The organism is Chitinophaga tropicalis (genome assembly GCF_009758205.1).
Lineage (GTDB): Bacteria > Bacteroidota > Bacteroidia > Chitinophagales > Chitinophagaceae > Chitinophaga > Chitinophaga tropicalis.
In genome coordinates, this window is sequence record NZ_WRXN01000027.1 from 25165 (window position 1) to 40689 (window position 15525).

Below are 15525 nucleotides of genomic sequence, written 5' to 3' on the forward strand. Positions count from 1 at the left end.
GCCGTATATGTATTGTAACATTCAACATTTTAAATGGCTGGCCCTGATGATGACCGGCATGCTGCTGGCCGCCTGTAACAAGGGATTTGACCGTATGCTGGAAGAGCGGGAATATGAGGATACCACCGGTGTGACGGCAAGGACGCCAAAGATACTTTTCCTGGTGATAGACGGCGCCCGTGGCGAATCTGTAAGAGATGCGCAGGCGCCTCATCTGAACGGGATGGCGGAGCATGCCATCTATTCATGGAACAGTATCAGTGATACGTTATACCTGAGAACCACAGGTTGGGCAGACCTGCTGACAGGTGTACATAAGGAGAAACATGGTGTGATCAGCAATACGCTGAGTGATAATCAGCTGGGCCGTTATCCTGTTTTCTTTGAGCATATTAAAACGCGTATGCCTGCATTCAGGATAGCTGCCTACAGCTCTTCTGATTCATTGGGCAGTATGCTGATGTCCGGTGCTGATGTGAACCGGACTTTCAATAATAATGACGAGGCTACTTTCCAGGCTATCCTGGATGAGCTGAAGGTAGATACGGCCGGGCTGGTGTTCGGGCAATTCAGCAATGTGATGGAAGCAGGGAGGCAATATGGCTTTGATGCAGGCATCCCTGAATACAAGGCAGCTATCTTACAGGCTGATGATTATGCAGGCCGCATCCTGGCCGCTTTACAGCAGCGGCAGCAATACCAGCAGGAAGACTGGCTGGTCATTGTCACTTCCGGCAACGGAGGTCCTTATACGATAGATCCCTCTAATGATGATGGCACTATCCTCAGTAATACCAAAGTCAACACATTTACCTTTTATTATTCTCCGCGTTATGCGCCCAGTTTTGTAGACAGGCCGTATACAGGTAACCGTTATTCCGGTAAGTCTGTACGTCTTTACGGTAATACTGCTGCTACGGCGGTATATGCTACTATTACACAAGGTAAGGAGGATTATAACCTGGGCAGTAGTAATGAAGCCACTATTGCGCTGAAGATCAAAAAGAACAAAACGTCCTATGGGGACTATTCCTATACCTATCCTTCTATCCTGGGTAACAATATGTCTATGGACTGGTGGAATAATACGGGTTGGAACATATCGCTGGAAGTGAATGGCTGGGGTGTGCATTATGGTCAGTCGGGAGCGGGCTTTAACATGTCGACCGGCGCCAATATTGCCGATGGGCGCTGGCATGACATCACTACGGTATTTGTGAACAGGGACGGCAAGCGTTATATACGTCTTTATACTGATGGCGCTTTTAATACAGAAGGGGAGATTACGGGATATGGCAATTTTGATACGGATAGTCCTTTGACACTGGGCTTTATGCCTGGTAATGTGACTGACAATAACCGCTGGCTGAACGCCTATATCACTGAAGTGCGTTTCTGGCGGGCGGCATTGCCGGACAGTGTGATCAGCGCTTATGTATGCGCACCGGAGCTGCCTTCATCGCATCCTTACAAAGATTACCTGATAGGTTACTGGCCCTGTAAGGATGGTTTTGGAGGGGTATTTAAAGACCAGACGGAATATGCCCATGATTTTGTAATAAATGGTAGTTATAAGTGGGATGATTTCAGTGACCTGGTATGTCCTAATTCTTCTTCCAATCTTTCCCAGCTGGTGCCGCAACCGGTGGATATAGCCCGGCAGGTGCTGAACTGGCTGCAGATAGCGGCCGATACAAAGTGGGAGCTGGATGGAAGGGTATGGGTCACATCGTATATCTCAGTCGGCAAATAACGAACAAAAAAACTATAACATGAGTCGCTACATATTTATCCTGTTATTGCTGTTGATGTGCTCCTGTCATAAGGATGAGAAGTTCAATGATGAGAAGCTGACAGCTGTGAGTGTATCCCTGCGCAGCAATAACGGGCAGATAGCTGTACCGGGTGGCAGCAGCTATACCCGTTCGGTAGATTATGTAATGGTGCCGGTACAGGTAGTGCTATCTGCTGCTGCGCCTAAGATCTTTACTGTTGATATAGGTGTGAATAACGATACGGTTACGCAGCTGATCAATAACCAGCAGTTGCCTGGTGCAATGCTGCTGGATGAAGCTTTTTATCAATTACCCCGCTCCGCAGAGATCCGTTTCGGGATCGATACTTTTACTATTCCTCTGCAGGTGAGTATGCAGGCAATAGAAAAGTATTATGGCAGTAAACTGGCGCTGGCGGTTACCCTGAGCAATCCAGGTAAGAACAATACCCTGGATGCCGCCGGCGCTACTGCTATTGTGGTGATCAATACATCAGAGATCATCCGGCCGGAAGATATTCATTACCTGTCGTTCACAGAGGCGGGAAAGATATGGCCGGTGCCATCGGGTACTGATCATATCCTGGGTACTATGGAGGTGACCATACCTGTCAGCGTGACGCTGGGCGGTGTAGCGGGCGGCGCCTTTTCCCTTAACCTGGCAGCTTTCCCGGATACAGCGCAGGCGCTGATAGATAATGGTACATTCAATAATGCTGTATTACTGAAGGAGGGGGATGACTATTCACTACCTGCCTCGTTGAGCTTTCCAGCGGGCATAAATACCGCTAAATTCAATTTGGTGGTCAAGACATCGTCATTACAAAAATATGCCGCTAATAAGCCTGTATTGGCGGTAGAGTTAAGCAGTCCGACCAAACACCTACTGGATTCTTCAAAACGGGTATTGGTGATGGAGCTGGATCCTACAAAACTGATAGAGACAGATATTACCAATACCAATATCAGCTATAAGACCCAATATGAGAATACCAGCAATGCCAATGAGACTTCAGGTAAACTGGTTGATAATAACATCAATACTAAATTCCTGCTCTTCAACTTTTCTACTGTATGGGCGCAGCTGGAGTTTGCCACTCCGCAGACAACGGGAGCTTATACTATGACTTCCGCCAATGATGCTCCCGGCAGGGACCCGAAGAACTGGACTATAGAAGGATCTGATAATGGTACTGACTGGACTGTGCTGGATACCCGTACTAACCAGGCGTTTGGTTCACGTTTCCTGACGGTGAAGTATACTTTCTCCAACCAGGTTGCTTTTAAGTTTTACCGTCTTAATGTGAGTGCTGTGGGCAGTGGTACGCTTTTCCAGCTGGCGGAGTGGAGGTTGCTGAAACGACCGTAGTTTCCCTTTGAATACCCTTTGAGAAGGCTGGCGTTTTGCCGGCCTTTTTTTGTATACGAGAGATTGGCAACCACTGATTTATGGCACGAAGATGTTATGATCGTTTAAGCATCTCAGTTATAATTTTGCTTTATGGTTATGTGATGCGGATCTTAATGGTTCTGTCATTGTAATGCCCCTATTACCTGAAAGTTGAATTTTAGAATATTGAGAAAGTCTATCTATCTATTGATATGTACCATGGTAGCCGGTATGTCCGGTTTACAGGCCCAGAATGTTCCTGTTGCAGGACAGCCCGTAAATGCAGTGCCAACTACTGTACCGTCCCGGTATAATAATACTGTTGTGAACTATATCCGCTCCTGGGAGCCGAGTATGCCTACATCTGATATTAATGTGGTGGTATCAGAGAACAGGACGTTGTCTGAAGTAAAGCAGGGAACACAGTATTTTGATGGTCTTGGTCGTCCGCTGCAGACGGTGCAGAAGGCGGTCAGTTCCCAGGGGAGGGACCTTGTGACACCGGTAGTCTATGATGCGTATGGACGGGAGAGATTTAAGTATCTGCCTTATGTTCAACAATCTGGTAATAGTAATGATGGTAAGTTTAAAATGGATCCGTTTGGTGAGCAACAGGCCTTTTATCAGAATAATATTCTTAATCCTGGTGTTGCCGGTGAGAATATTTACTATAGCCAGGTGGAATATGAATCTTCTCCATTGAACAGGATATTAAAGGCCTATGCTCCGGGAAATAGCTGGGCACAGCAAGGAGGGAACAGGCCTGTGGCGAATCAATACCTGGCTAATACAGTCACTGATTCGGTACGTATATGGAAAATGAATGCTGTGGTTCCTGTAAGTGTCAGTACTTATGCCGCCAATCAATTGTATAAGAACGTCACAATTGATGAAGGGGGAAGCCAGGTAATTGAGTATAAAGATAAAGAGGGGAAAGTGATCCTGAAGAAATCTCAACTGGTCAATACTCCTGGTAGCGCTCATGTGGGATGGTTATGTACATATTACGTGTATGATGATCTGGGTAACCTTGCATTTGTGATACCTCCCAAAGCAGTAGAATCAATTATAGCCAGCTGGAGTATTACGACAGATGTTGCGATAGAACTTTGCTTCAGTTATCAGTTTGATAATCGTAACAGGATGATAGTAAAGCAGGTACCTGGAGCTGGTCCGGTTTACATGGTGTATGATACGCGGGACAGGCTGGTGTTTACGCAGGATGCTGTGCAACGTTCTAAATCTACACCCGAATGGCTGGCTACATTTTACGATGCGTTGAATCGTCCTGTTATGACGGCAATTTATAAGTCGGCCGGTACAAGGGAGGTGTTACAGCAGAGTATGAATACAGCTTCTTCCGGCAGTGGGACAATTAGTTATGATTTCCCCGCTAAAGCAGATCTGTATGTTGACAGGTATGCAGGAGAGAACAAATTTACGGCTACTCAGAACATAAACTTTACGGCAAATTTTGATTCAGGGGAAGGGGCAACTTTCGATGCTAATATTGAACCGGGAGGTTCTTCGGGAACAACGGCAATAGTTGCAACTAATCCGCTGCCTGGGATATCTTCAGCAGATCTGACGCCGTTGACATATACCTATTACGATAATTATGATTATGCCGGCAGACTTCCTTTTGAAGCCGGCGACATTAGCAAGCCACAGGCCGGGAGAAATCCTTATGCGGAAGCATTACCTGGTACACCGAGTGTTATGACCAACGGGTTAGTTACAGGATCAAAGGTGCGTGTATTAGGTACAGATCAGTGGTTAACTGCCAGTTCTTACTATGATGATAAAGGACGTACTATCCAAACTATAAGTGAGAATAATGTTGGGGGACGTGAGGTCGTAACCAGTCTTTATGATTTTAATGGTAAAGTGCTAAGTAGCTATGTTAACCATAAAAATCCCCGAAGCGTGCTGACGCCGGAAGTAAGGATATTGACTACTAATTTATATGATGCTGCCGGCAGGTTGATCGAGGTGAAAAAGAAGATAGACGATGAGGCAGAGCAAGTAGTAGCAATTAATAGTTATGATGAATTGGGACAGCTTAAACAGAAGCGCCTGGGAGTAACCGGAGCTGATGCACAGCTGGATTCGGTGACTTATACCTATAATATCCGTGGTTGGGTGTCGGGTATTAACAAGGCTTTTGTAAATACTTCTAATAGCAGCTCTAATTGGTTCGGGCAAGAGTTGAGCTATGATCAGGGATTTACCTCTAATCAGTATAATGGAAATATATCCGGTATCAAATGGAAGACAAAAGGTGATGGCATTGGCCGGGCGTATGGTTATGGCTACGATAAGGTAAACCGCCTTACAGTAGCGGATTTTACTCAACAGAATAGTGGAAGTAGTTTATGGACAAATGATAAAGTAGACTTTTCAGTAAATAATCTGTTGTATGATGCTAATGGTAACATTAACTCCATGACGCAGAAAGGTATGGTTGGAAGCAGTGTTGCAACTATCGACCAACTTAGTTATTCTTATCAGACTAATAGTAATAAGCTGCTGGCAGTTGCAGATCCAGGCAGTACGGCAGAAGCTAAACTGGGAGATTTCAATAATGGCACCAATACAGGAGATGACTACAGCTATGATGCGAATGGCAACCTGATAACTGATCAGAATAAGAATATCGGTTCTATTGTTTACAATCATTTAAATCTCCCTGCACAGATTACAATCATCGGGAAAGGTGTGATCAGCTATTTGTACGATGCAGCAGGTAATAAGCTGAAAAAGACTGTGGTAGATAACACAGTATCACCGTCCAGAATAACTGTTACCGATTATCTTGCTGGTTTTGTTTACAGACAGGATAGTTTGGAGTATACCGGGCATGAAGAAGGGCGTATTCGCCCGGTGTATAAATCCGGTCAGCCGGTTACTTATGCCTATGATTATTTTGAGAAAGATCACCTTGGTAACGTGAGAGTTGTACTGGGAACACAGGCGGAAGCGAATGTTTATGCTGCTACGATGGAAACAGCTGCTGCTGAAAAAGAGAATGCTTTGTTCAGTAACATAGATGCTACCCGTTCAACATTACCTGCTGGTTATCCGGAAGATGCAACAACAAATCCTAATACTTATGTTGCCAAACTGAACAAGAATGCTGCTAAAATAGGACCTTCATTAGTTTTGAGAGTCATGGCAGGAGATACTATTCAGGCGGTTGTAAAGGCCTTTTACCAGAGTGCCGGCGCCAGCCAATCAGCTGCCACTGCTGAAGAAATGGTGATAGCTGCCATTTCTGCTTTCAGCACTGGAAATCTGACTGAAGGAGTTCATGCGGCTCTTGGCGCTAATGCTCCAATTGCCAATAACTTTACAGGAGATGATTACCAGGCCTTAAAGAATACTGATCCATTACAGAACCTGAGTGATAAGCCTAAAGCTTACTTGAATTATGTTCTGTTCGATGATCAGTTTAAAATGGTGAATGAGAATAGTGGAGTCAGGCAGGTACAGGGTAGTCCGAACGTTATTCAACCGCTGGGAACCGGAAGTATGGTGATAAAGAAGACAGGATTTATTTATATTTATTCTTCTAATGAGAGTGCAGAAAACGTGTTCTTTGATAACCTGGTAGTTGTGCATAATAGCGGACCGTTGTTGGAAGAGACGCATTATTATCCGTTTGGGTTGACAATGGCAGGGATTAGTGCAAATGCTTTGAAAGGTAATAGCTATACTGGGAATAGGTTAAAATATAATGGGAAGGAGTTGCAGAGTAGGGAGTTTGTGAATGGAAACGGGTTGGAATGGTATGATTATGGCGCCAGGGTGTATGATCAGCAGATTGGGAGGTGGCATGTTGTGGATCCTCTTGCGGAGAAGATGAGAAGGCATTCTCCTTTTAACTATGCATTCGATAATCCAATAAGATTTGTTGATGCTGATGGGATGGCGCCAACAGATATCATTTTACGTGGTGATGCAAAATTTATGCAGAGAGCATTTTCAGATCTGCAAAAACTCACAAATGATAAGTTGGCATTGCTGCCCAGTGGAAAAGTAGTTTTTGCAAATACCCAGCAAGCGACTTTGGCAATTAATACAGGAGAAGTTAGTACTTTTAGCATGATAAATACAGGAGCCGATAAACCAATCGGAACCGAGTTGGTAAAATCTATAATAAATTCAGACAAGAAAGCTTGGGTAACGGAAGCCATTTATGAAAATGTAACAAATGCTGCCGATGAAAATCCAGAAGCAGACTTACAACCTGACGGCTCTAAAGGAAAAGGATCCGATGTTGTGATTAGGTATAGCCCATACGATACTGAAGGAGGAACTGATGTTAACGGAAATACTCAAAGACCAACTGTAATAGCTATTGGACATGAATTGAAACATGCTCAAAACATGATGACAGGACAAAGAGACCGTAGCGACTCCGGGAAAACGGATCCAGAAGTGCCGGGTAAAAAATTAAACAATGAGGAAGTAAAAGCAAGAAGCTTTGAAAATAAAATTCGCAAGGAACATAATATTCCTGACAGAGTATTACCATGATCATGAGAAAAATTATAATAATTATAGCCGCTTTACTTTCGGGGTGTGCCAACCAACCACCTCAAAGTTGTAATACGAAATATTTAATACATATTTGGAATGCACATCCTTCCCGGGCTTATACAGACTTTTATAATATTAGCAATGATAGTCTCTCGATTGAATTTATTGGAGGTGTAGTTGGAGATACCAATAAAATTGTATTTAGTAAAGCCTTAACCGAAGATGATAGATTAAATATCTGTAATTATCTCAGCTCTTTTGACATTGATACCCTGAAGCAGGAGTATATCAATCATTTTGCCGAGGATGGGGATCAAAAAAGAATTGAATTAAAGTTTGGTAACAAGACTAAAATAATTGATGTGGCAAACTTTTATCAAAAAGATTTAGATGGTCTTTTTGAAATAATTAATAATGTGACCCGCGAAAAACGTTACAAGATCTGGTACGAAAAACCGGTTTCATTTAAATGAATAAATCGTTAAAGTTGTCATCCGTCACAGGTCTTCAACAGCGCTACATAGTAAATTCTTTACCTACAAATTATCAGCATAATGCTGACAGGGGTTTCAGCCTCCTTATTTCCCAATGAGCGGGCTGAAAGTCCCATCTTTAAAATTATATTTCCTGGTACTACCATCAGACAATGAGATATAGAGCAGATCACTAAAGCTGTTGTTATTCTCCTGGCTGGCCATTACTACTAAATGATCAGGCAACTCTATTACCTTGACGATATTCCGCATATTGGTAGCTATCTGCCATAACTTCTTACCATCCTGTTTTACGGCAGTTAACAGTATAGGCGCATCCCGTTCAACAGTGGTGCGGTGAAGGATAATATGGCCGCCTCCCGGGAGCTGGAAAGCTGTTTGGTGTTTCTCATCTCCACGGCTGAGCAGCTGGTAAATGCCTTTATAATACAGGGGATCGTTCTGGCTGAATAGGAGGGTGTCCTGGTTAGCAGCTTTCAGGAATCCACCATAGAGGTATAGGTCGTTGTTTGCTTTTTGGAGCGTAAGCTGTTTGCCGGTGAATAGAAACCTGCGTGCTGCTTCCCGGGGGCCGTAAGGTATTTTATTTCCCTGTTGTAGTAACTGTTGATCTTTATCGCTCATCAGGGCGGAGTATAATTCTCCTTCTCTGGTGATAGTTACCAGTTGGGTATTATAGTCTATATGGTGCGGTTTATGTGTTGATTTCTCAAAGTAAGGGTTGTCTTCCTGTTTGGTCTGAAGTGTATTCCCGTCCAGGAGATAGGTGAGTCCGTCGGAACCTTTTATGACCACAGCCTGTAGAGAATCGTTGTAAGCGTAGTTGTTTATGAATGTGGGATATATGGAGCTTTCGGTAAGCAGCTTATCCTGCAGATCTTTGAGGTTTTCATTGCGCGCTACGATTTCGCCGGTTTCTTTGCTGATGACATACAGTTCATTGCGCAGGAAGAAGAGATACCTGGAAGACTGGCCCAGCAGTATTGCATCTCCCCAATCCTGGCCGCGGTTGTTCTCAGCTTTGAGCCGGTGGCTCCATAATACTTTGCCTGTTTCTATATCTATAGCCTGGGCATATAACTTTGAAGAACCTGATACAGAGGTAAATCCTTTGCTGCTTCTGACAGAGCTGGCCTGGAATTTTTTCAGCACTGTGGCCAGTACCGGTTTGCCATTGTGCATATATACAATGGCATCGTCCTGGGCGTTGCTGCTACTGTGTTTTTTCATCACCGAAAAAATATAGTAAGGTAATCCGACAAGCATAACAAGCCCGAATACCACAGCGATGAAAATTCCAGTCTTCGAAGAGCGGTTCATGATAAATAATAGTTTATAGTTGCATATAAGTGCAAGGAACAGCACAAGTTATAAATTTCTTAACTTACCGGGGCTTTCTTTAAAAAATTATCATCATGACAGATGCAAGAATAACAGTGAAGCAGGGCGATATCACCAAAACTGAGGTGGATGCTATTGTCAATGCTGCTAACTCTTCGTTACTGGGCGGCGGGGGAGTAGATGGCGCTATACACCGCGCTGGCGGGCCAGCAATACTGGAAGAATGTTACAGGATAAGAGAAAGACAGGGTGGGTGTAAAACAGGGGAGGCAGTGATCACTACTGCGGGGAAGCTACCCGCAAAATATGTGATCCATACTGTTGGTCCTGTATGGAATAAGGGAAGTGAAGAAGAAAAGACATTGTTGAAGAATGCGTATATCAACAGCCTGAAACTGGCAATGGAGAATGAGGTAGCAACCGTTGCGTTTCCCAATATCAGTACAGGCATTTACCGGTTTCCTAAAAAGGTAGCTGCTGAAATAGCTATTGATGCGGTTAAGGCATTCCTGCGAAAGAACCGGTCGATAAAGCAGGTCGTGTTTGTGTGTTTTGACCAGGAGAACTATGAGCTATATACTTCGATGATGGCTGAAGAATAGGGATAACAGGGTAGTGAAAAGATGAGCAAATAGTGACTCGTTTTTTTCCAAATTAGCTGTGTGAGTAATAGCAGCAATATTTCTTGTTGCTATTAACTTTTTTATTTGAAATATTTTGTAATTTCATTTCATCGCAATTTGCATTGAAAGCCTTACTGCGAGAAGGTTGCAGCGAAGGGATAAAGATGTGTTTAACCCAATCCGGATAAGAAATGTTCCCCTGAGAATAACAGAACCGGTATTAAATGGCAAGTTAACCTGAATAAGATGATCAGTATCCACAATAAACGTATGAGAGATATCCGTATTCTTAAACTATTTTATCTTACTGCTAAAGGTGCACTGACTCATAATTACCTACTTAGCTGCCGCAGGTGTGCAGTGAAGTATTCCAATCCTATTCTCCTCTTCACCCAAAATAGCTCATATGAAAGTAGATGTAAATTTTAACCCGTTACTACCTTTCAAGGAAAGTATGAAAGCGCCGGCGCACCTGGAGCAGCAGATTATATCCGAATTTGAACCTTTGTATTATTCCTCGCCCAAATGCGAGCTGTTGATCCAGCGTATGAAAATGTTTGAAAGACCCTTCTGGTACACCATTATTAATGCCACTGAAGATAACCTGCTGTTACGTCTTGAAATAACTCCCGGTGTGCATAAGCTGCTTATCTATGCTATACAGAATGAAAATGAGATGATGTATGTGCACCAGGATGTAGGAGTTGATATAGAGACGGGAGATTATTGTTACCTGGGAGGCGGGTTCAAATCCAAAGACCTGCGGGTGCTGCTTGGTAAGGGATCTTACCAGACACTGACCTTTCCGTTCTCCCTGGAAGAGGATGAAAAGAAAGACAGGATGGGAGGAGGAGAGACTATATTTTTCATCAATAAGTTCCTGTTTGCCTTAGGAATGATGAATCCAAACCCGGAGAACAAGAAATAGGAATCATATTTATTTACCATTCACCAAACCTTTCCAATATGCCACTTAAGTTCCATCTACCTGGCAATATTGCCCAAGAGACGGTAACAGCTCAGGCTGTGCCTGGTTGTTATCGTAAATTACGTATTCCCATAGAGGATGCGCAAGCTACTTGTGTATCCGGCCATTGGGGAGTGATGATCCGTCAGCAGGTGCCTGTTAAAGATAGTGTGTACAATGAACTGTATGCAGAACCGCTGATAGATATGGAGTTGTCTGTTTCAGTAACTGAGCCGCTCATTATTGTGCAGGTTATGTTAACGGGTAATCTCCGGTTATCATATCCGAACGGGCATATTTCATTGCAAACAGGTAAAATAGGATTGCTGTACCTGGCTCCGGGAGTGCCTTATAAGATAAGTTTTACCGGAGGAAATAAATACCGCGCCGTTTATTTCAGGGTGCCGTTGTCATTGCTGGAAGGATTGTCAGAAGCCTATCCGTTACTGAATGATATGCTGGCATCTTATGGTCAGGACGTTCCGTTAAAATTGCCTAACATAAGGGTAAGTGCGGCGCATCGTACAGAAATAGAAAAGATGAAGAATTGTTACCTGGCAGGGCCTGCGCGTAACCTGTATATTAATAACCGTATCAGTGATCTGCTGATCGCATATCTGAATGACCTGTCGCATATCTCTGAACAGGACAGCCGGTTGATACTGCAGCATGAGAAAGAAATAGATGAGTTCATTGAACGGGTGGAGCAATGCCCTGAAGAGCATGTTAATGTAGAACAGCGGGCACAGTTGCTCGGGTTGCCTGAACGTATACTGGAATGTGCGTTTAAAGTGAAGATCGGAAGTACGGTGAAGATCTATGTCTCCCAGCAGCGGGTAGAGAAAGCCAAACAGTTACTGGTAGATACCATGCAGTCTGTAGCTGATATAGCGATGGAAGTAGGGTACTCTGATCCGTCTTATTTTATAAAGGTATTTAAGCAGGCAGAGGGAATTACGCCTGGCAGGTACAGGAGTGATCACAATGCGGAAATATAGCTGCGGATAGTAAAAAAGATAAGAAAAAAAAGCCCTCAAATTAATCGCCTTCTTACCATAGAATTACCGGAGAACTTACGATATTTGTAACGAACATTGAGCGTAACCCAGGAATAATTGTTAATGCCAAATAAAGAGATACAACAGATGAGAAGACGTTTAATCCCAACATTATTACAACAGGCACGAACTAGTATTATACTTCACTTTACATGAGCATCCCTACCGGATGTCTGTTTTCCTCAACTATTTGCATAATGTGGGAATTCCGCATTAAAGATCAATCAGCCGGATGTCCATCCCTTTGCTCTGCGGAGGGTGGCTCCAGCTGGTAATGTGAAAGTATGCTCAAATTCTTTTAATGGTATATTGAGGATATCTAACTGTCCTGCTTTTCCAGGCGGGACATTCTTTAAAAGACATGACATTTTGAAACGTTAACCAAAGAACCCTCAGATGACTAAAAAAGCAATAATCATTGGCGCCGGCCCTGCCGGTCTGACCGCCGCATATGAACTACTGAAGCGAACAGACATTACACCTGTGATCCTTGAGAAAAGTGGGGAAATTGGCGGTATTTCAAAAACTGTCAATTATAAGGGTAACCGTATGGACATTGGAGGCCACCGGTTCTTTTCAAAATCTGACCGTGTAATGAAGTGGTGGATGAAGATCCTGCCGCTTGCAGAATCGGCAGACAGGAAGTTTACAATACAATATCAGAATAAATCGACCGAAGTTACTAATGATAGCGATGGAGATGGTCACCCGCGGGACCAGAACAAGGTTATGCTTGTTCGTAAACGTTTATCGCGCATATATTTCCTGCGGCAGTTCTTTACCTATCCCATTTCTTTATCCGTTGACACCCTGCGCAAATTAGGGATAGGCAGGACGATCGCTATCTTATTTTCTTACCTGAAAGCACAGCTTTTTCCACGCAAGCCGGAAAACTGCCTGGAAGATTTCATGATCAACCGTTTCGGGAAAACACTCTATGAACTGTTTTTCCGTGACTACACAGAAAAAGTATGGGGCGTACCCTGTCATGAAATACCGGCAGAATGGGGCGCGCAGCGCATCAAAGGGGTGAGTATCAGCAAGGCTATCGCACATGCAATTAAAGAGATCACCCGCAGGAAAGCAGCCACCTCCGGCGACATCTCACAGAAAGATACAGAGACAAGCCTGATCGAGCAGTTCCTGTATCCCAAGCTAGGGCCGGGTCAGCTTTGGGAAGAAGTTGCCCGCCAGGTACAGGAAATGGGAGGGATCATTCATATGCATCATGACGTGCAGAAGATATACACCATTGAAGACCGTGTAACTGCTATTGTAGCATCCAACAATCAAACCGGCGAACCTTTGTACCTGGAAGGCGACTACTTCTTCAGTACCATGCCGGTGAAAGAGCTCATTGCCGATATTGAAGGCCCTGTGCCTGCAGAGGTACGCGAGATTGCTTCCGGCCTTATGTACCGTGACTTCATCACCGTAGGCATCCTCCTAAGCCGAATGTCTACCAGAGACCCGCATACAGGAGAGTGGAAAAAACTTGATCTCAAAGACAACTGGATCTATATACAAGACGCCGGAGTGAAAGTAGGCCGCCTACAGATCTTCAACAACTGGAGCCCGTATATGGTGGCAGATCCTGGTAATGTGTGGGTAGGAATGGAATTCTTCTGTAATGATACTGACGACTTCTGGAAATTGCCGGATGAGAAGATAAAGGAGTTAGCCGTTTTTGAGTTAGAAAAAATAGGGTTGATATCTGCCGCGAATGTACTGGATAGCACTGTGCTTAGAGTGGAAAAGACTTATCCTGCTTACTTTGGCGCATATGAGAAGTTTGATGTGATCCGTGCATATACTGATACTTTGCGTAATCTCTTCCTGGTTGGAAGGAACGGTATGCACAAATACAACAACGCAGATCATTCCATGCTGACCGCGATGGTAGCCGTGGATAATATTGAGAGCGGGATAGAGGAGAAGGCGAATATATGGTCGATTAATACGGAGCAGGAGTATCATGAGGAGAAGAAATAAGAGTGTATCTCCTAAATATAATTCCGGGTCTCCTAAGCGTTAGAATGAGAGAAGAGGTAACTTAGCAGTATGAAATTAGTGGACTTGTAGGAAGTCATTCATTAATGCACATTCAACATTGAAAGACCATTATAAACTCGTTAACTTAATCACCCAATTTTTATAGCGTTTAATGCTTTACCCGATTTCCATTTTTGCTTAGTGTAAGATTATGTTAGGGCTATTGATGTAGGCACATGTATAGCGCTAGTTATTCAATGCTAAGATAGGATATAAGGTCTATTAATATTGAATAAGAATATTATGAAGAGAAATAAAGCAAAATTTATTCTGGTAATGATTGGTGCGATTGGTATGGTAGGAGGAATGCTGGCGTTTAAGGCGAATGAAAGCCCCAACTATCTTTATAAACCGGCTCAACCTGGAGGCGTCTGTACTATAAGAACGATTACCTATTTGAATATTACGTTTTCAAATACGGGGTCTTTTACAGAGCTGACGACGAAATACCAGGAGAGATCTTGTCCGACTTATATTACGATGAAAAATTAAGTTCTTCCGTTACGTAACGATACGTTACCCCGATTGCGCAATCGTGGTGGCACGACCTCAAGGGAGAAGCCGAACACCCTTAGAAAAAAGTAGGCAATGAAACGTCGCTAATTTTAAATTTCGCCTTTTGATTCTAAAAGGCGCTATGATTATGAAAAAAGCAAAAGTTATCCTGAGCGCAGTAGCTCTGTTCGCAGTAGTAGGTGGTGCACTGGCTTTTAAAGCAGCCCGTATCTCAGTTAGGTATTTTACACCAGGTGTTAACAACGTTTGTTCTGTGCCTTTGGATATACGTTACACTACTAATCCAGAAGATGCTACTGGACCTCTGACAACGTTCTATACATCTATCACAACAATCCAAAGTGCTCCTTGTGTTCCATTGACACTTTATCAAATCAACTGATGTAAACAATGAATAAAAGGAGGCTGTCTCAATGTATTGAGCAGCCTCTTTTCATGCGGATAATCTCATGGAATCAGATAGGCGTTTAAACAATCCTCAAGATGTTTGTTTTTTATCCTCTTTTTATAGCATAAACATCATATCTAGTTTGTTAGAAACAGATATGATAAAATTCTGGCTAGAGATGCAATGTTTTTAAACTACTTGAATAAAGCTTGACATTTTATGATGGTAAAGAATAGCATTACATTTTATAGATTGTAAATTCCGGTGATGATACCCCCTCGTACCGGTGATGGTATCCCCTCTAAGAAGAGCCAAAAAAGAAAGAGCGTTTTAAGATTTCAAAGATAAGATATGGTCATTAGTAAGTGCTATTTTTTCTT

11 protein-coding genes are annotated in these 15525 nt (G+C 43.3%); 10 read left to right on the forward strand and 1 reads right to left on the reverse strand.

Features of this window, described 5'->3' with window-relative positions; all coding sequences use genetic code 11:
- Positions 1 to 7 precede the first annotated feature (7 nt).
- The 4 genes from GO493_RS29815 (at position 8) to GO493_RS29830 (ending at position 8179) form a co-directional block, all read left to right on the forward strand.
- Positions 8 to 1753 carry an alkaline phosphatase family protein gene (locus tag GO493_RS29815; RefSeq protein ID WP_157309899.1) on the forward strand — a complete coding sequence of 582 codons (1746 nt, stop codon included), beginning with the start codon at positions 8 to 10 and terminating at the stop codon, positions 1751 to 1753.
- 19 nt (positions 1754 to 1772) lie between these two features.
- Positions 1773 to 3143, forward strand: coding sequence for a discoidin domain-containing protein (locus GO493_RS29820; protein ID WP_157309900.1), 1371 nt, complete (start codon positions 1773 to 1775; stop codon positions 3141 to 3143).
- Between the two features lie 207 nt (positions 3144 to 3350).
- Positions 3351 to 7703, forward strand: coding sequence for a DUF6443 domain-containing protein (locus GO493_RS29825; protein ID WP_157309901.1), 4353 nt, complete (start codon positions 3351 to 3353; stop codon positions 7701 to 7703).
- Positions 7704 to 7705: 2 nt separating this feature from the next.
- Positions 7706 to 8179, forward strand: coding sequence for a hypothetical protein (locus GO493_RS29830; protein ID WP_157309902.1), 474 nt, complete (start codon positions 7706 to 7708; stop codon positions 8177 to 8179).
- Between the two features lie 105 nt (positions 8180 to 8284).
- Here the strand turns inward: GO493_RS29830 and GO493_RS29835 are convergent, their stop codons facing one another.
- On the reverse strand, positions 8285 to 9520 hold the full coding sequence (locus GO493_RS29835) for a PA2928 family protein (RefSeq protein ID WP_271711442.1): 1236 nt from the start codon (positions 9518 to 9520) through the stop codon (positions 8285 to 8287).
- Between the two features lie 95 nt (positions 9521 to 9615).
- On the opposite strand from GO493_RS29835, the gene GO493_RS29840 reads away from it, so the two are divergent.
- From GO493_RS29840 to GO493_RS29865, 6 genes are all read left to right on the forward strand, one after another.
- Entirely contained in the window at positions 9616 to 10143 is a 528-nt protein-coding gene (locus GO493_RS29840) for an O-acetyl-ADP-ribose deacetylase (RefSeq protein WP_157309904.1), read from the forward strand.
- Positions 10144 to 10570: 427 nt separating this feature from the next.
- Entirely contained in the window at positions 10571 to 11092 is a 522-nt protein-coding gene (locus tag GO493_RS29845; protein ID WP_157309905.1) for a hypothetical protein, read from the forward strand.
- 38 nt (positions 11093 to 11130) lie between these two features.
- Entirely contained in the window at positions 11131 to 12129 is a 999-nt protein-coding gene (locus GO493_RS29850) for a helix-turn-helix transcriptional regulator (protein WP_157309906.1), read from the forward strand.
- Positions 12130 to 12585: 456 nt separating this feature from the next.
- Positions 12586 to 14181, forward strand: a complete 1596-nt coding sequence (locus tag GO493_RS29855) for an NAD(P)/FAD-dependent oxidoreductase (protein WP_157309907.1) — start codon at positions 12586 to 12588, stop codon at positions 14179 to 14181.
- Between the two features lie 303 nt (positions 14182 to 14484).
- Entirely contained in the window at positions 14485 to 14733 is a 249-nt protein-coding gene (locus GO493_RS29860) for a hypothetical protein (RefSeq protein ID WP_157309908.1), read from the forward strand.
- A 151-nt stretch (positions 14734 to 14884) separates the two neighbouring features.
- Complete coding sequence (locus GO493_RS29865; protein WP_157309909.1) at positions 14885 to 15139, forward strand: hypothetical protein; 255 nt, start codon at positions 14885 to 14887, stop codon at positions 15137 to 15139.
- Positions 15140 to 15525 lie beyond the last annotated feature (386 nt).

What these genes read in the sequence shown, in the direction of transcription:
- GO493_RS29850 (WP_157309906.1), top strand. Translation starts at nt 11,131, where the DNA reads ATGCCACTTAAGTTCCATCTACCTGGCAATATTGCCCAAGAGACGGTA.
- GO493_RS29840 (WP_157309904.1), top strand. Translation starts at nt 9,616, where the DNA reads ATGACAGATGCAAGAATAACAGTGAAGCAGGGCGATATCACCAAAACT.
- GO493_RS29845 (WP_157309905.1), top strand. Translation starts at nt 10,571, where the DNA reads ATGAAAGTAGATGTAAATTTTAACCCGTTACTACCTTTCAAGGAAAGT.
- GO493_RS29835 (WP_271711442.1), bottom strand. Translation starts at nt 9,520, where the DNA reads ATGAACCGCTCTTCGAAGACTGGAATTTTCATCGCTGTGGTATTCGGG.
- GO493_RS29830 (WP_157309902.1), top strand. Translation starts at nt 7,706, where the DNA reads ATGAGAAAAATTATAATAATTATAGCCGCTTTACTTTCGGGGTGTGCC.
- GO493_RS29815 (WP_157309899.1), top strand. Translation starts at nt 8, where the DNA reads ATGTATTGTAACATTCAACATTTTAAATGGCTGGCCCTGATGATGACC.
- GO493_RS29860 (WP_157309908.1), top strand. Translation starts at nt 14,485, where the DNA reads ATGAAGAGAAATAAAGCAAAATTTATTCTGGTAATGATTGGTGCGATT.
- GO493_RS29865 (WP_157309909.1), top strand. Translation starts at nt 14,885, where the DNA reads ATGAAAAAAGCAAAAGTTATCCTGAGCGCAGTAGCTCTGTTCGCAGTA.
- GO493_RS29855 (WP_157309907.1), top strand. Translation starts at nt 12,586, where the DNA reads ATGACTAAAAAAGCAATAATCATTGGCGCCGGCCCTGCCGGTCTGACC.
- GO493_RS29820 (WP_157309900.1), top strand. Translation starts at nt 1,773, where the DNA reads ATGAGTCGCTACATATTTATCCTGTTATTGCTGTTGATGTGCTCCTGT.